This is a genomic window from Nocardia sp. NPDC019395 (assembly GCF_040632335.1).
In the GTDB taxonomy this organism is placed as follows: Bacteria; Actinomycetota; Actinomycetes; order Mycobacteriales; family Mycobacteriaceae; genus Nocardia.
This window is the reverse complement of record NZ_JBEYBT010000001.1, coordinates 1,080,677-1,097,154: the sequence shown is the minus strand read 5'-3', so window position 1 is coordinate 1,097,154 and position 16,478 is coordinate 1,080,677. Positions and strand designations below refer to the sequence as shown.

13 protein-coding genes and 2 pseudogenes are annotated in these 16,478 nt (G+C 66.1%); 10 read left to right on the top strand and 5 right to left on the bottom strand.

Features of this window, described 5'->3' with window-relative positions:
- The first annotated feature begins 42 nt into the window (after nt 1–42).
- Both ABZ827_RS04420 and ABZ827_RS04415 read left to right on the top strand, forming a co-directional pair.
- Nucleotides 43–843: an enoyl-CoA hydratase-related protein gene (locus ABZ827_RS04420; RefSeq protein WP_357232714.1), complete on the top strand. Its 801-nt coding sequence runs from the start codon at nt 43–45 to the stop codon at nt 841–843.
- 26 nt (nt 844–869) lie between these two features.
- A pseudogene (locus tag ABZ827_RS04415) lies at nt 870–1,541 on the top strand (TetR/AcrR family transcriptional regulator C-terminal domain-containing protein); the annotation flags it as partial.
- A gap of 132 nt (nt 1,542–1,673) precedes the next feature.
- Here ABZ827_RS04415 and ABZ827_RS04410 read toward each other — a convergent pair.
- The 3 genes from ABZ827_RS04410 to ABZ827_RS04400 all read right to left on the bottom strand — a co-directional run bounded on the left by ABZ827_RS04410 (nt 1,674) and on the right by ABZ827_RS04400 (nt 3,809).
- Nucleotides 1,674–2,102 carry an NUDIX domain-containing protein gene (locus ABZ827_RS04410; RefSeq protein WP_357232712.1) on the bottom strand — a complete coding sequence of 143 codons (429 nt, stop codon included), beginning with the start codon at nt 2,100–2,102 and terminating at the stop codon, nt 1,674–1,676.
- A 79-nt stretch (nt 2,103–2,181) separates the two neighbouring features.
- Nucleotides 2,182–3,081, bottom strand: a complete 900-nt coding sequence (locus ABZ827_RS04405; RefSeq protein WP_357232710.1) for an enoyl-CoA hydratase/isomerase family protein — start codon at nt 3,079–3,081, stop codon at nt 2,182–2,184.
- Nucleotides 3,082–3,116: 35 nt separating this feature from the next.
- Complete coding sequence (locus ABZ827_RS04400) at nt 3,117–3,809, bottom strand: PaaI family thioesterase (protein ID WP_357232708.1); 693 nt, start codon at nt 3,807–3,809, stop codon at nt 3,117–3,119.
- A gap of 116 nt (nt 3,810–3,925) precedes the next feature.
- On the opposite strand from ABZ827_RS04400, the gene ABZ827_RS04395 reads away from it, so the two are divergent.
- The 5 genes and pseudogenes from ABZ827_RS04395 to ABZ827_RS04375 all read left to right on the top strand — a co-directional run bounded on the left by ABZ827_RS04395 (nt 3,926) and on the right by ABZ827_RS04375 (nt 10,705).
- Nucleotides 3,926–4,729 (top strand): enoyl-CoA hydratase-related protein, encoded by an 804-nt coding sequence (locus tag ABZ827_RS04395; protein WP_357232706.1) that lies wholly within the window; start codon nt 3,926–3,928, stop codon nt 4,727–4,729.
- On the top strand, nt 4,726–5,613 hold the full coding sequence (locus ABZ827_RS04390; RefSeq protein WP_357232704.1) for an enoyl-CoA hydratase/isomerase family protein: 888 nt from the start codon (nt 4,726–4,728) through the stop codon (nt 5,611–5,613). The genes ABZ827_RS04395 and ABZ827_RS04390 overlap by 4 nt, the downstream gene beginning before the upstream one ends.
- Nucleotides 5,613–7,085, top strand: a pseudogene (locus ABZ827_RS04385) (AMP-binding protein); the annotation flags it as partial. The gene ABZ827_RS04390 and the pseudogene ABZ827_RS04385, both read left to right, overlap by 1 nt.
- 277 nt (nt 7,086–7,362) lie before the next feature.
- Complete coding sequence (locus ABZ827_RS04380) at nt 7,363–8,970, top strand: class I adenylate-forming enzyme family protein (RefSeq protein ID WP_357232702.1); 1,608 nt, start codon at nt 7,363–7,365, stop codon at nt 8,968–8,970.
- Entirely contained in the window at nt 8,963–10,705 is a 1,743-nt protein-coding gene (locus ABZ827_RS04375) for a class I adenylate-forming enzyme family protein (RefSeq protein WP_357232700.1), read from the top strand. The genes ABZ827_RS04380 and ABZ827_RS04375 overlap by 8 nt, the downstream gene beginning before the upstream one ends.
- A 144-nt stretch (nt 10,706–10,849) precedes the next feature.
- On the opposite strand, the gene ABZ827_RS04370 is transcribed toward ABZ827_RS04375, so the two are convergent.
- A complete protein-coding gene (locus ABZ827_RS04370; protein ID WP_357232698.1) occupies nt 10,850–11,992 on the bottom strand; it encodes a spirocyclase AveC family protein in 1,143 nt (380 codons plus the stop codon).
- 123 nt (nt 11,993–12,115) lie between these two features.
- Between ABZ827_RS04370 and ABZ827_RS04365 the strand changes: the two genes are divergently transcribed.
- Entirely contained in the window at nt 12,116–12,607 is a 492-nt protein-coding gene (locus tag ABZ827_RS04365) for a MarR family transcriptional regulator (protein ID WP_357232696.1), read from the top strand.
- A gap of 67 nt (nt 12,608–12,674) precedes the next feature.
- Here the strand turns inward: ABZ827_RS04365 and ABZ827_RS04360 are convergent, their stop codons facing one another.
- Complete coding sequence (locus tag ABZ827_RS04360) at nt 12,675–14,324, bottom strand: GMC oxidoreductase (protein WP_357232694.1); 1,650 nt, start codon at nt 14,322–14,324, stop codon at nt 12,675–12,677.
- A 424-nt stretch (nt 14,325–14,748) separates the two neighbouring features.
- Between ABZ827_RS04360 and ABZ827_RS04355 the strand changes: the two genes are divergently transcribed.
- Nucleotides 14,749–15,612, top strand: a complete 864-nt coding sequence (locus ABZ827_RS04355; RefSeq protein WP_357234477.1) for an ABC transporter permease — start codon at nt 14,749–14,751, stop codon at nt 15,610–15,612.
- Nucleotides 15,612–16,475, top strand: coding sequence for an ABC transporter permease (locus ABZ827_RS04350; protein WP_357232692.1), 864 nt, complete (start codon nt 15,612–15,614; stop codon nt 16,473–16,475). Before ABZ827_RS04355 ends, ABZ827_RS04350 begins: the two co-directional genes overlap by 1 nt.
- Nucleotides 16,476–16,478 lie beyond the last annotated feature (3 nt).

The following is a 16,478-nucleotide window of genomic DNA, read 5'->3' as shown; positions in this document are numbered from 1 at the left end:
CCCCGCGGTCACCGCCAGGGCAGTAGTGGAAAGGACCAGACCGTGACCGACGAACCCGTACTGCTCAGTCACCAGAGCGGGGGCGTGCGAACGCTGACGTTCAACCGGCCGCACCGCAAGAATGCGATCACCCGCGCGATGTGGTCCGCGCTGCGCGACGAACTCCGTGAGGTCACGTACGGCGGTGAGGTCCGTGCGGTTGTTCTCACCGGGGCGGGCGGTGCGTTCTGTTCCGGCGCCGATATCGCCGACGCGTCCGGGATGGACGAATTCCCCGACCCCGCCACGGAGATCCGCGCGATCAACGAGGCGGTGCTGCAGTTGCACGATCTGCCGGTACCCACAATCGCGAAGGTGCGGGGTGTCGCGGTCGGCGCCGGCTGGAATCTGGCGCTCGGCTGCGATTTCGTCGTCGCCACCCCGGGAGCGAAGTTCTGCCAGATCTTCACCCGCCGCGCTCTCTCGCTGGATTGCGGCGGCTCCTGGCTGCTGCCCAGACTGGTCGGACTCCAGCAGGCCAAACGGCTCGCGATGTTCGCGGACACCATCGATGCCGCGGAAGCCGAATCGCTCGGACTGGTCACCTGGATACGCTCCGAGGACGCTATCGACGAATTCGTGGACGAAGCGGCGGCACGGCTGGCGGCCGGACCGCCCACCGCCCTCACCCAGACCAAATCCCTCTTGAACGACGGCGCCGACCGCACCATGCGTGAGGCGCTGCTCAACGAAGGTCACGCGCAGCGGATCAATCTGTCCTGCCCCGATGTGCTCGAGGCGTTCGCCGCGTTCAGCGAGAAGCGCGATCCGGTGTACACCGCCACGCGCGGTGCGGGCGCCTGACACCTCCGGAAGAAACGAGATCCGTTGTGAACCGAAAAGCTACCGGGGTGAAGCGCCGACGGCGCGAACGTGGTTCGCTGAATCCGGAGGACATCATCGACGGTGCCTTCGCACTCGCCGAGCAGGTATCGATCGACGGGTTGAGCATGCCGATGCTGGGCAAGCACCTCGATGTGGGGGTCACCAGTATCTACTGGTACTTCCGCAAGAAGGACGACCTGCTCAACGCCATGACCGACCGGGCGCTGAGCCGGCACGTTTTCGATACCCCCTTCATCGATCCGGCCAACTGGCGTGACTCGCTGACCCATCACGCCCGGACCATGCGCTACGCCTTCCTCGGCAACCCGATCCTGTGCGATCTGGTCCTCATCCGGTCATCCCTCAGCGCACCCGCCGCCCGCCTCGGCGCCCGCGGGATGGAACGCGCGGTGGCGGCGCTGGTCGAGGCCGGGCTGACCGTCGACCAGGCATTCGACACCTATTCGGCGGTGAACCTGCACATCCGGGGTTCGGTTGTCCTGCAACGGCTCTACGACAAGAACAAGGAACTCGACGATTCGGCCCGCGCCTATTACGAAGAGATCCAGGTCGACCCGGAGAAGACACCGCTGCTCTCCCAGGCGATGTCCAAAGGCCGCAAATCGGGTGCACCGGATGAACACAACTTCGAATACGGCCTGCGGTGCATCCTCGACCAAGTCGGTCTGCTGATCGACGCCAATCGATAGGCCAGCACCGCAAGACCGATGTAGGCCATCCAATGCGGCAATTCGCCGAAAGAAGTGGCGGCATCGGTCACCGGCCGGGCTCGATCCGGAAGCGGCCAGTCAACTACTGATCTGGTTCAGCCAAGCGTCCTGGTGATCCGCCAATGGCCTATCCAGTGGTAGCGGCACGAAATAGCAGGCGAAATCCAAACCCTCGTCTTCGCCCGCACCCACCACCCGGTGCGTCCAGGTGTCGGCCGTGTCGGCCGAGGTGCGCAGCTGGAAGTAGGTGGTGCGGCGGGCCCGGTTCGAATGCGGGTGCGGGCGGTGGTCGACGCCCAATTGTCCGACCACCTCCACCTCGAACAATCCCGTCTCCTCAGCTATCTCACGTCGCAGGGCGTCTTCGAGATCCTCGCCTGGACGGACGCCGCCGGCCGGTATCTGGGTGCCTGCCCGGGGAACGCCGATATGGTCGAATACCAGCAGTTCAGGACCGTCGCGGTATCGCAGGACATAGGCGGCTACCCTGATTCTCGGATCCTCCACTCGTCCATTGTTCCCGACGCCATCCGTCTCGCCGAGCGGTAACGGCGCGTCGCTCTCCTCCCCCGGGTAACAAAGAAACTCATGGGAGATCGGGTTCCGGGACGTGGAAATGTTCGTCGCGCAGGCGGAAAGCTTCCCGGGTGCCGTGTTCGGCGCGAGTTTTGACGAAGTTGAATTCCCCGGGGGCGAACTGCAGGTTCGTTCCGAAGGCGTGGAACAGGTAGCTCGCGACCTCTTCGCCCTGATACGCCTGGCTCTGTTCGACCAGGCGGAACGCCTCCTTGGCCATGACCACGCCGTCGGCCGGCATTTTCGACGCCTTCTCGGCCCAGTAGCGGGCGCGGGCGGTGACCGCGGCGGGGGCGCAGGATTCGGTGAAGACCCCCAGGTGTTCGACCGCGCCCGCTTCGATGATGTCGCCGGTCAGCAGCAGTCGCCGGGCGAGTACGGGGCCCAGGCGGTGGAAGAACATGTGCAGGCTGCCGAGGGCCGGTCCGAGGAAGCGGGTGGCCGGCATGCCGATTCTGGTGTCGCGGGCGATCACCGAGATATCGGTCATCAGCGCCATTTCGAAGCCGCCACCGAGGGCGTAACCGCTGATCTCGCCCACGGTGACCTTCGGATAGCCCATGAGGTTGTGGTAGAAGCCGAACGATTTCCGGTCCACGGTGAGCCTGCGGCGCTGGCTCGGGCGGCTTTTCGCCGGTTTGCCGTTGCCGCTGCCCGCGGGTTCGCCGTACCAGCCGTAAGCGTTGTTCATATCGGCACCGGTACTGAAGACCCCTTCGGTGCCGCGGAGCAGCACCACGGTGATGTCGTCGTCTTCGGCCGCGCGATCCAGGTGCCGGGCCAGTTCGTCACGCATGGCCGCGTTGTAGGAATTGCGGCGCGCGGGGTTGTCGAGGGTGATGGTGGCGATCCGGCCACCGGGGTCCACGTCGTAGTGGACTCGGCCGTCGGCGGCGGTGGAGCTGGTCATCGAGGGTCCTCTTCTGTTCGCATGTGGTGCCGGAGTCAGTCGCGCACGCGGCGTCGGCCGAAGCGGGTTCCGGTCAGTTTCGCCGCCGAGGCGGCGACGGTCTCCACCTCCGCCGTGCACAGCGGGGCGTCGTCGCGCAGCAGCCGGGCCGTCGACCGGATTCCGGTTTCGTGCACGACCCGTTCGATCTCGAAGCGCAACTCCACCAGGATCGGCGTCGGACGGCGGTAGGAGATGTTCATCGACCGTGTTTTCCCGGTGACGCCGACCGCGCAGCTGTGATGCTGGACCACAGCGTCGAAGAACACGCCGAGGAAACCACCGTGCACGAGTCCGGGTGGCCCCTCGTGCACCAGCGGGAAGGTGATCCGGCCGGCCGCGCGATCGGGGCCGAGCAGGTCGAAACGGTATTCGGGAAAGCAGGGGTTGTAGGCGCCGATATCGAAGGCGTGATCCAGATAGACACGCTGGGTATCGCCCGCATCCGGCCCCACCCGGGGCGCGAGGTCCGGGGGCGCCGCGACGGCGAGTTCCCGCTCCCACCGGTCGAGATGCTCGATCATCGTGTCGAGGGCCGGGTGGGGATGTTCGAGCGATATGAGCAATCCGGCGAGGCGGCGCAGTGCGCCGGCGGCGGCCACCGTCTGCGCGAGAGGTTTCTCGCCGAAGCGGAGAGGGGCCGTGGTGGCACCCACGGCCTCGGGGTCGGAGATCTCGTTCGCGGCCATCGAACCCTGCTTTCGTCGCCGATAGGTCTGCACAAACCTTGGCAGAATATCAACGGTATTGTCTACTGTATCTATATCAGTATGCACCCTGTCCCCCGCCCGCCCAGGAGGCGACCATGCCGTTCGACACCATCGACTATGTCGTCGACGGACATACGGCCACCATCACGCTGAATCGGCCCGACGCTCTCAACGCGCTCAGCCCGCATATGATCACCGAGCTGCGCGCCGCCTACGACGAGGCCGAGAACGACGACAAGGTGTGGTTGCTCATCGTCACCGGGGCCGGGCGCGCATTCTGCACCGGCGCCGACGTCAAGGCCATACCCGGCGACGGCAAGGTGATCAACAAACGGCCCTATCTGTCCAGTTACGAACAGTGGGAGGCGCCCCAGGAAGGCACACCCCCTTTCCGGACCATGACCAAACCGGTACTCACCGCGGTCAACGGAGTGTGCTGCGGAGCCGGACTGGATTGGGTGACCACGGGCGATATCGTCATCGCCTCGGACCGGGCGAGTTTCTTCGATCCGCACGTCAGTATCGGCCTGGTCGCCGGACGTGAGGTCGTCCGCCTGGCCCGGGTGCTGCCGCGCACAGTCGCACTACGGATGGCCCTGATGGGTAAGCACGAGCGAATGAGCGTCCAGCGCGCCTACGAACTGGGGATGATCACCGAGGTCGTCGAGCACGATCGGCTGCTCGAACGCGCCCACGAGATCGCGGGGATCGTCAATTCCAATGCGCCGCTGGCAGTCCGGGGGACCCGGCTGGCGATCGTCAAAGGGTTGAACATCCCGTTGCACGAAGCGGAGATGCTCGCCGAATCGTTCCGGGAACGCGTCACCCGCACCGAGGACGCGCTCGAGGGTCCCAAAGCGTTCATCGAGAAGCGCACACCGGACTGGCAGTGCCGATGAGCTCCGCACCCCGGGAACCCGGGCCCTCGAATCCCGGTCCGACGAACGATCGGACCGATACATCCCGTGGGACGAATACCGGCCCGCCGACGCACAACGACAGCGGCGAATTCGAAACGATTCTGCTCGATATCGATCCCGCCGACCACGTCGCGACACTCACCTTGAATCGACCCGAACGCCTGAACGCGTTCAACCGGACGATGTGCGAGGAAGTCGAACGTGCCTGGCACATTGTGAAACTCGACGATTCGGTCAACGCCGTGGTCATCCGCGCGGCCGGGGACCGCGCTTTCAGTGCCGGACTCGATGTCAAAGCCCCCTACGGGCAACCGGCCAGTGTCTGGCATCACGAGGATCCCGGTGAGCTGCTCAGTCCCAAATGGCAGAAGATGTGGAAGCCGGTGGTGTGCGCGGTACACGGGATGTGCACGGCGGGGGCGTTCTACTTCGTCAACGAATCCGATGTCGTGATCTGCTCGGAAGAGGCGACCTTCTTCGACTCGCACGTTTCCGCGGGCCTGGTCTCGGCGCTGGAACCGGTCGGGCTCATGCGCCGGATCGGTCTCGGGGAGACCCTGCGGATGGCATTGATGGGCAATGACGAACGGGTCGCCGCGCGGACCGCGCTGCGGATCGGCCTGGTATCGGAGGTCGTCGCCCGCGAGCATCTGTGGGCCCGCGCCCACGATATCGCCGCGACCATCGCCGCCAAACCGCCCGCGGCCACCCAGGGCACCGTCAAGGCGATCTGGGAATCACTCGACAAGCCCTACCGGGCGGCACTCGACCACGGGCTCATCTACACCCGCCTGGGCAATCCGATCGGCAAATCCGAATTGGCCGCCGGATCGCCCACCGCGACCGAACCGAGGATCCGCTGATGACCGATATCGGAGTACACACCCATCCGTTGAGCCGCCGGATAGCCGATGTCCTGGCATTGCAACCGGATTCACCCGCACTGGAATTCGATGAGCACTGGTACTCCTGGGAGCGCATCGGTGGGCTGGCACAGCGTATCGGGGCCGTCATGGAGCCGGAGGCGGGGCCGAGCCCCGTCGGGATCCTCTTGCGGAACCGGCCCGAACATGTGGCCGCGCTGCTGGCGGTACTGCTCTCCGGCGGCACGGTGGTGGTGATCAACCCGTCGCGTGGGGACGACCGGACCCGCGACGATATCGCCGCCCTACGGCTGCCGCTGCTCATCGGTGCAACCGACGACCTCGATTCGCTGGTGACACCCGGCACGGAGACTACGGTCGTCTCGATTCCGGGCCCCGATGCGCTGCCCGAGGTCCGTGCCACGGCTACCGCCCCGGACACCGGCACCGGCCGGCCGGGGGTGGCTGTCCGCATGTTGACCAGCGGCACCACCGGACCGCCGAAGCGGGTGGACATCACCTACGACATGCTGGCCCGCAGCGTTATGGGCATCGATCCCGCCGCGTCCGAGGCACCGGTGCGGCCGCGGAAGGGTGTGGCCATTGTCAACGCGCCCCTGGTGCATATCGGCGGTGTGTTCCGGGTGCTGCAGTGCGTCGCCGAGGCCCGGCCGTTCGTCCTGTTGCCCCGGTTCGAGCTGAAATCCTGGGTGCGGGCGGTGCGCGCGCACCGGCCGGGTGCGGTCTCGCTGGTACCGGCGGCACTGCGGATGGTGCTGCATTCGGATCTCCGGCGAGAGGATCTCGCCGGTATCCGCGTCGTCACTTCCGGGACCGCACCGCTGTCGGCCGACGACGCCGACGCCTTCTACGAGAAATTCGGCATACCGGTGCTGACCTCGTACGCCGCCACCGAATTCGGCGGTGGAGTGGCCGGCTGGACCCTGCCCGATCACCAGCGGTACTGGACCGCGAAACGGGGCAGTGTCGGCCGAGCCAGTGGCGGCGCCCGGCTCCGGGTGGTCGACGAACACGGCGCCGTTCTCGACGCCGGCGAGCCGGGAATCCTCGAAGTGATCCCCGGTCAGCTGGGGCCCGGGGCGGACTGGATGCGCACCACCGATATGGCGCGGATCGACGCGGACGGCTTCCTGTGGATCCTGGGCCGGGCGGATCAGGCGATCATCCGGGGCGGTTTCAAGATCATGCCCGAGGATGTGCGCGGTGCCCTGGAAAACCATCCGGCGGTGCGCGGTGCCGCGGTGGTCGGCCGGCCGGACGCGCGGCTCGGTGCGACACCGGTGGCCATGGTGGAACTCCGTGAGCGGGCTGCCGCTTCGGCCGGTGAGTTGACCGCGTTCCTGCGCGGCCGGCTGGCGCGCTACGAGATTCCCACGGAATTGGCTGTGGTAGACGCGATTCCCCGAACTCCTTCGGGCAAGCCGGACTTACGCGCGGTCCGGAGCCACTTCGACGGGACCGCGGCGGTGAGCGGGCGGGTACACGATGCCGGAGGCGAGACCGCTCGCGCCGCGGGCGAGGAGCCGGTCCGCTCCGCCGGAGTTCCGCACCCCGGCCTCACCGGGCATGAGCCCTCCAACATCACACGGCGCGATATCGCCGACCGTGCAGGACGCGGGCCGGTCGCCCTCCCCGGGCCCGAGCACGCCGGGCGCGCGTCCGCCGACCCCACTGGGCACCGGCACACCGACCCCACCGCGCACCGGCAGGTAGACCTCGGCGGCGACCATGCCGGCTGACGACAGCACCCTGGCCCCGCTGCTTCACCGGCAGGCGAGCGACCGCGGCGAGCATCCCCTGCTGATCTGTGATCACGAGCGGATCGGCTACGCCGAGGCGCAGGCCCGCTCCGCCCGGCTCGCCCGTGCGCTCATTGCCCTCGGCGCCGGCAAGGGTACGCATATCGGACTGCTCTACCCCAATGGCGCGGATTTCGTGATCGGCGCCTTCGCCGCCGCCCGGATCGGGGCGGTGGTGGTGCCCTTCTCCACCTTCGCCACCACGCGAGAGCTGGGCGAACAACTGGTGCGCAGCGATGTTCGAATACTGCTGGCTATCGATGGTTACCGTGCCAACGACTATGTTTCGCGGCTGGCCGAACTGCTGCCCGGCGCGTTCGAGGGTGGTCCGCCGCACGCCGGGGACCGGTTGCTGTGCCCGCGCTTCCCGCAACTCCGCCATATCGCGATCAGCCACGACACCGCCGGGCAGCGCCTCCGTGATATCGGCCGACTCGACCGGCTCGCCGACACCGTCGACGAAAAGCTGCTCGCGGCAATGGAGCGCGACGTCGGTGCCGCCGATCCGCTGGCGATCATCTACACCTCCGGTTCGACCAGCGCCCCTAAGGGCGTCGTGCACACCCACGGCGCTCTGCTCGGCCATCAGCGCAATCTCAACGAGATCCGCCGCCTCACCGCCGCCGACAGGCTGTTCTGCAATTCACCGCTGTTCTGGATCGGCGGCTTCGGTTTCGCGCTGCTGGCGACCCTGCTCGCCGGTTCTACCCTGGTGTGTTCCAACGCCGCTGACGCGAGTTCGACGCTCGATCTGCTGGAGGCCGAAAAGCCGACGGTCACCAATGGTTTCGCGGGCGGTGTCGCGCACCTCCCCCGGCACCCGAGCTTCGCCGGACGCGATCTGACCTCGATGCGCCGCGGCAACCTGTACGCGATCATGCCGGCCGAGGCGCGCCCCGCCGACCCGGAGCTGCGGCACAACATGCTCGGGATGACCGAAGCGGGCAGCGTGGTGTTGCTCAGCGGCGACGATTCCGATCAGCCGGAACACCGGCGCGGCTCCTTCGGCAGGCCGGCGCCCGGATTCGACACCCGGATCGTGGATCCGGACACAGGCGCCGATGCGGCGATCGGTGAGGTCGGCGAACTGTATATCCGTGGACCTTATGTGATGCAGGGCTATTACGGACGCGCCCGGGAGGAATGCTTCGACGCCGACGGCTGGTTCCCCACCGGTGATCTGGTCCGGGTGGACGACGAAGGATTCGTCTACTTCCTCGGCAGGCGCGGTTCCATGATCAAGACCGCGGGCGCCAATGTCTCCCCCGCGGAGGTGGAGAAGGCCATCGCGAAGGTCACCGGCACGACCGCGCATGTGCTCGGCCTGCCCGACTCCGACCGTGGGCAGATCGTGGCGGCCGTACTCGTCACCCCCGACGCGACCATCGACGAAACCGCACTGCGCGAACGACTCCGGCAGGAGCTCTCGGCCTACAAGGTCCCCCGGCGGTTCGTCGCACTGCGGCCCGCCGAGATTCCGCTGCTGGCCGGCGGCAAAGTGGATATCCAGCGACTCGGAAAGATCTTCGATGCCTGAACACACCACGGTGACCGACACCATCGACGCACTGTTGCGCCGGCACGCCGTCGAGCGCGGAGAGCACCCGGCGGTGATCGACCCGCACACGCGGACGACCTACGCCGACCTGGACGCCACCACGCGCCGGCTGGCCGCCGCGTTCGTCGCGGCCGGCGTCTCGAAGGGAACCCGGGTGGGTCTGGTGGCCCCCAACAGTGTCGGGTGGGTGCGGATCGCACTCGCACTCACCCGGATCGGCGCCGTCCTGGTCCCGATGAGCACCTTGCTGAAACCGCCGGAACTGATCGCCCAGTTGCGCGTTGCCGCCGTCGAGATACTGATCGCCGCCGAGGAATTCCGCGGCCACCGCTATCGCGACGGGCTGCGGTCCGTACTCGGCGACTCACTCGACACGGCACCGATCCGCGAACCCGAATTGCCCGCGCTGCGAAAGATATACACCGTCGAGGCCGCCACCGAACTCGTGGCGCTGCCGCCCTCCCACATTCCCGCGGCCCAGCAGGCGCCCGCAAACTCCGGCCCCGCACCGGCGCTCACCGGCACTCGGCCCGCATATGGACCCGCCGGCGCACAGCACACCCAGGCACCGCCCGACGCACAGCTCACGGTGACACCGGACGCGTGCGCGGTCGCCGAAGCACTCGCCGCTACCGTCTGCCCGGCCGACCCGATGCTCATCATGTTCACCTCCGGTAGCCGTGGCCTGCCCAAAGGCGTGGTCCATTCGCACGGTAACGCGCTGGCCGCCGTGCGATCCGGGCTCACCGCCCGCTGTATCGCCCCCGAGACCCGGCTCTATCTGCCGATGCCGTTCTTCTGGGTCGGCGGATTCGGTGGCGGTGTGCTCTCCGCGCTCGCGGCGGGCGCCACCCTCGTCACCGAGGAGATACCCGGGCCGGAATCAACCCTGGAACTACTCGAACGCGAACGGGTCACGCTGTTCCGGGGCTGGCCCGACCAGGCCGAGGCCCTCGCCGGCCGGGCGGAAACCCTCGGCACCGATCTGTCCGCACTGCGGCCCGGCAGCCTCGAGGCGCTGCTACCGCCCGCGCAGCGTGCGCGGCCCGGTGCCCGCGCGAACCTCTTCGGGATGACCGAATCCTTCGGGCCCTACTGCGGCTACCCTGCCGACACCGATATGCCCGAGTCCGCGCACGGCAGCTGCGGCCGGCCGTTCGATGGGATGGATGTGCGCATCACCGATATCGCGGGAAACCCGGTGCCCGCCGGGACGATCGGTGAGATCCAGCTGCGCGGACCGCATATTCTGCGCGGTATCTGCGGCCGCACCCGCGAGGAGCTGTTCACCGCCGACGGCTACTACTCCACCGGCGATCTCGGGCGGTTCGACGAGGCCGGTTTCCTCTTCTACCATGGGCGCCGCGACGATATGTTCAAGATCAACGGCGCCGCCGTCTATCCCGGTGAAGTCGAGAAGGCGCTGCGGTCGCTGCCGGACGTCTCCAGCGCTTTCGTCACCGATATCGACCGCGGCGACGGCGGCCGGGTGGCCGCCGCCCTGATCGTCACGGGTCACCCGGGCATCGAGGGGCTGCGCGCCGCGACCAAGGAGATACTGAGTTCGTTCAAGGTGCCCACCATCTGGCTACTGCTGGATTCCGATGCCGATATACCACGCGGCACCACGGGCAAGGTCGATATCGCCGCCCTGCGGAAGCTGCTCGCCGACCGTGGTCGCGACGCCGACACAGCCACCGGACCGGCCCGCTGAACACCTCCGGCCGGCGCACACGCACGGTGTCGATCCGGCACCCGAATCAGCTGCTACAGCGGCTGTTCGACGGGTCCGCAGCACAATCCGCGCTGCATACACAGTGACGGATCACGTGTAAATGCCGGGCATCGGGGAACAGCGTCAGTGGCCGGGGTTGCAGCGTTGGGAGTCCTGGTCGATGTGGGTGGGCCGGCCATCGGGTTGTCCGATCTGCCAGGTGCTTCCAGCGCCGGCAGAGAACGGTCCTGGAGCACCTTCGGATTCGTAATACCCGTGCGGATCCCACGTCTTCGCCGTCGGGTACGGCCACGGACAAGCGACAGTGGACGCGGCGCCGGTCGCACGCAAGACCCAGAACGCCGAACTGAAACTGAACATCATGACGCTCAGAGTGATCGCCATCACCAAGAAGGTGGCCAGTTTGGGACGCCGGTCATGGAACCTCAACCGCCGGGCGATCTTCTCCGCCTGTGAACGCCCGGTATCGTCTCGATAGAGCAGCAGCGACGCCGGAATCATCACGATCGTGATCAGCACGCTCGCCCACAGCATCGGAAACTGCGTGTTCTTTCCGGCATTGATCGAGCCGAACTCGACGACATGCGTGTAGGTCAGGAACTGGGTTTGCACCAGGAATATTTCCAGGAGTATGTCCCAGATCGCGCCACAGACGAACGTCAGCACCGCCAAGGAGATCAAGGGGTGACGCCAGGCGAAGGAGTCCGGTCCACGACGCCGCTGAACAGCGCGCAGTACAGGCATCACCAGGAAGTACGGGAGCAGTATGTAGGGCGCGTAGACGAACGAGGTCAACGGCTCGATCACCGGAGAAAGGTTGAGCCACGGCCACTCTCGTGGAAAGTGCCAGAGGTTCGGGTTGTAGACCAAGCCGATGGCCCAGTTGTTGTACGGGTCGACCCACAACAGCGTGCTGGTGGCGATGACCATCAAGATCACCGGGTGTCCCGGATGGCGCCGCCAGCCCCGGACACAGGCGATCACGGTGGCAATGAACAGGACGACACCCAAAACCTGTCCCACAGTGAGCCAGTCGATCCCTGACCACAGTGGCTCGACAGGCAGTGGTGCGTCCGCTCCGCCCGGATTGCGGTTGTCCGGTGCAACCGGTCCGTGCTTCTCGGCGGTCACGAACACGAAGACGGCCACCACCGCGGCGACAGCCCAGCACGCGAGTGCCTTCCATGACCACAACCGGGTGACGCCCGGTGGGGTGACGTAGCTGTCGGCTTTTGCCGGAACTCGGATTGGTTCGGATGATTTCATGACACTCCATGCTGATCCTCGAGCCCCCCATGGGCATGCAAACGGCTTTCGCCTCGATGTGAAGAGTAACCCAAAATAGTTCAGAAAACGTATATTTAGGCGAATGTAGTAATGTAGGGCGTCGTGACCGACACCATTGGCGCTGCCGACGACGCTGATATCGTCGACTTCCTCAGTGCCGTCACCGATGTCCGGCGGATGATCTCGAACCTGACTCTTCCGGTGGCGCGAAAACGCCGGATATCCGAACGCGCACTCGGCATCATCTTCCTGGTCCATGCCGGCCTCGACCGCCCGGGTCTCTTGATCGAATACCTGAATGTGCTGCCGAGCACGATCACCTCCGATGTGGAGAAGCTTGTCGCCGCGGGGCTGTTGCGGCGGACGCCATCCCCTACCGACCGCCGAGTCATCAAACTCGAAGTGACCTCGCGGGGTATTGCGACACAACAGCAGTCGTTGGGCAAGCTGCACGAGTTCTTTCGCGCCGGGGCCGCTGGAGTTTCGCTCGCCGAGCTACATACCTGCATCGCCACACTTCGAAAACTCAGTGGAGCACCGCAGCCGGTCGTGCCGAACCCGCTGCGACAGACCGGAACGATCGACCATCCCTGAGGTCGATGTACTCCGCAGCTTCCAGGAGGGGCGGCAAAAATTCTGCTCGCTGGCGCGCCGGAGCACGTCATCGACAGCCCGTTATCAGCTCGGCCGCGCGCTCACCGATCATCATCGCCGCGGCGTTCGTATTGCCGCCGACGATATGCGGCATGATCGAAGCGTCGGCCACCCGCAGTCCGTCGACGCCGCGCACACACAGTTGCGGGTCGACCACCGCATCACTGCCGGTGCCCATCCGGCAGGTCCCGACCGGGTGGTATACGCCTGACGCGTTGCGTCGCACGAAATCCGCGAGATCCGCGCCGGTCTTACCGGAACCGGGCAATACCTCAGGGCCTACCTTCCGGGCGAGGACGCCGTGTGCGACCGTTTCCCGGACAAGCTCCATGCCGGCGATCAATGTCGCGAGGTCCCGCGGTTCGGCCAAATAGTTCGGGTCGATCAGTGGGGCGGCGAACGGGTCGGTCGACGCGAGCCGTACCGTTCCCCGGCTCTCGGGATAGAGCATGGTGGGCAGGAGCGTCAACGACGGTGACGGGTCAGCGGCCAAGTGGAGTCCCGGCTCGTCCTGGTTTTCCGGATAGCTCATCGGGAGGATGAACATCTGTAGGTCGGGAACATCGCCGCGGGGCCGCACGCCGCTGTCCACGAAAGCTACGGCTTCGAACAGTGTGTGCGCCAGATACGTCGACCGCGGGCGCACATATTCACGCACCATCGCTCTGGCGAAACTCACCGGAGATGCCCTGCGTCCGCTGGGGGCGAGGTAGGACATCGGGACGAATAGATGGTCGTGCAAGTTATCGCCCACCGGCAGGTCGGCGACAACTTCGATCCCGTGCTCACGCAGGTGCGCCGCGTGACCGATTCCGGAGAGCATCAACAGGCGCGGCGAACCCAGCGATCCGGCGCTGACGATGACTTCACGGCCGGCCCGGGCAGGCTCGACCGGACGCCGGTTACCGGCCGAGACCAGTTCCACGCCGACGGCGCGGCCGTTCTCCACGAGGACCCGGGTTGCGGTCACGCCGCTTACCACCTGGAGGTTGGGGGGCGCATCCCATAGGTACCCACGGTCGGTGCCCACCCTCCGGCCCGCCCTGGCGCTTTGCTGTAGTGCGGCGACGCCGGCTTGCCGAACCCCGTTGTAGTCGTCGTTCGCCTCGGCTCCCGTGGTCGCCGACAACGCGGACATGAAGCTCTCGGTTACCGGCGCCAGTCCGGTGGTCCGCTCCACCGCGATCGGACCGGTCCCGCCACGCAGGTCACTCGGCCCGTCCTCGAAACTTTCCAGCCGCCGGAATGAAGGGAGCACATCGGGGAATCCCCAGCCGGCGGCACCGCCACTTGCCCAGTCGTCGTAGTTCTGCCGGTTTCCGCGCACGAACGCCATCCCGTTGATCACACTCCCACCACCGAGGGCACGGCCATGGGACTGGGGAAGTTTGCGGCCGCTCATGTGTCGCTGCGGAATCGTGTACGCGGGCCATGTGACACGACGTTGCAACAACGTCATCGCGTGGATCGCCCCGCACATTCCGGGGATCGTGACGAGTGGCCCTCGAAGCCTGCGACCCGACTCGATCAGGGTAACGGTGGCTCCGGTGTCGGCCAGCCGCCGAGCGACGATCGCGCCCGCGCTGCCCGACCCCACGACTACGTAGTCGGCTGATACCGAGTTGGTGAAGCCCTCGCTCGAACGTGCCCGCTTCATCCAAACCTCCGTAGTCCAACTGCCCTTGGGATAGTATTTCAGAATCCGAAATTACTGTACGACAGTACACTGTAATGCTTATAGTTGCTAATACTGTTGCCTAGTGACGACTAGTCGACGTGCAGTAGCCGCCGATAGCGGGAACCTATCGACCAGCACTTTTCGGAGGATCGATGGATCGACAGCGACGTATCCGCCACCTAGAGGATGGATCTCTTCCTTGCGAAGATCGGCGAGCGGTGATGCGAGATCCGAACTGTTCGTCATGCACAACTCGGCAAACGTGACGCCGTTGCTCCAGCGGCCGTCCAGCGCGCCGTTCCCGCGGATATGCACGCGGTTGCTGCATCGACGGCCGGTTCGCCCCGAGCTACATCACCGGTCGATGGAAGGGTGACCAATGGTGCGAACTCCTACCGGCCCGATGGATGGTCACGGTGCCGCGGTGGTCGAGCCGCGCGGTCCATCCGAGACGGCGGCACTGACTGTATTACGCCGAAATTTCTCCGAGACACTTGTTTCGAGCATCGCCACATTGGGCCGATGCCTGCGGATGGGTGTGCACGCGATCCGCATCGGCATCGTCGATGCGGCCCGGGGACAGTTTCAGACGCGCGAAACTCTCTCGCAGTCATGGTTTTTGATCAAAGTGACCGCGGTTCCGAGCGTGTTGATGGCGATTCCGTTCGGTGTGATCGTGTCCGCGCAGGTCGGAAATATCGTGTCGCAGTTGGGTGCGGATTCCATGATCGGCGCGGCCGGCGGGCTGGGGGTGATCAAGCAGGGCGCCCCGATGGCGAGCGCGCTCATGCTCGGAGGTGCCGGAGCCGCGGCGATCGCGGCCGACCTCGGGGCGAGGACGGTGCGTGAGGAAGTCGACGCGATGCGGGTCATGGGCTTGGACCCCGTCCAGCGGCTGGTCGTCCCGCGGATCGCGGCGATGATGCTGGTGGCGCCTCTGCTCAACGTTCTCATCGTGGTGGTCGGCATCGGCTCGGGATTCTTCGTCGCCGTCACCGCGCTGGACGTCACCCCGGGCAGCTACTGGACGTCGTTCGGCGCCTTCACCACTCCGATCGATATCTGGGTGTCGCTGGTCAAGGCATTTCTGTTCGGGTTCTCGGTGGTGGTCATCGCGTGCCAGCGAGGTCTCGAGGCCCAGGGCGGTCCCCGCGGGGTCGCCGACGGTGTGAATGCCGCGGTGGTGATGTCGGTTGCCGTGGTCACCGTCTTCAACACTGTGATCACACAGGTGGTGACCATGTTCTTCCCGCTGAGGATGGCGTGATGACGGCCTCCCCCTATATTCCGCCGGGACTGCGGTGGGTCGGCCGGTTACGTCGCCGGCTGCGTCCGTGGGCCCCGATCGAGTCGAGCGGGTTCGCGCTCGGCTTCGTGTGGCAGGCGGTCTCGGCGGTGCCGTACACGCTGGTACATTACCGCCGGCAGACGGTCATGGTGATCACGGATATGACGTGGGGACGTGGCTCGGTGATCGTCGGCGGCGGGGTGGTACCGCTGATGCTGCTGATGGGGGCGGCGATGGGCGCCTCGATCGGCATCGAGGCGTACAGTGCGCTGAATCTTCTGTCGCTGGGAGAGCTCAGCGGCCTGATGTCGGCGTTCGGTGTGACACGGGAATTGGCGCCGATTGCGGCGGGGGTCGGTTTCGCCGCGCAGGTCGGGTGCCGGATGACCGCGGAGATCGGGTCGATGCGAATCTCGGAAGAGATCGACGCGATCGAATCGCTCGGTGTCCGATCGGTTCCGTTCGTGGTCACCACCCGGATCATTGCCGGAATCGTTTCCGTGGCACCGGCTTTCGTCGTATCACTGATCCTGTCCTACTTCTCCTGCGAACTGATCGTGACAACGGTTCACGGCACACCGTCGGGCACCTATAACCACTATTTCGATCAGTTCGTACTGGGCTGGGATGTGGTTGCGGCCACCATCAAGGTGGTCGTGTTCGCGATAGCTGTCGTGTTGATTCACTGCTATCAGGGGTATTTCGCCACCGGTGGGCCCGAAGGGGTGGGGACAGCGTCGGGCCGGGCGGTGCGGGCGAGTCTCGTCTCGATCATCGCATCGGACATGGTCGCGACCATCGCGCTCTGGGGGTTCCAGTCTCCGATCACATTCACAGGATGATGC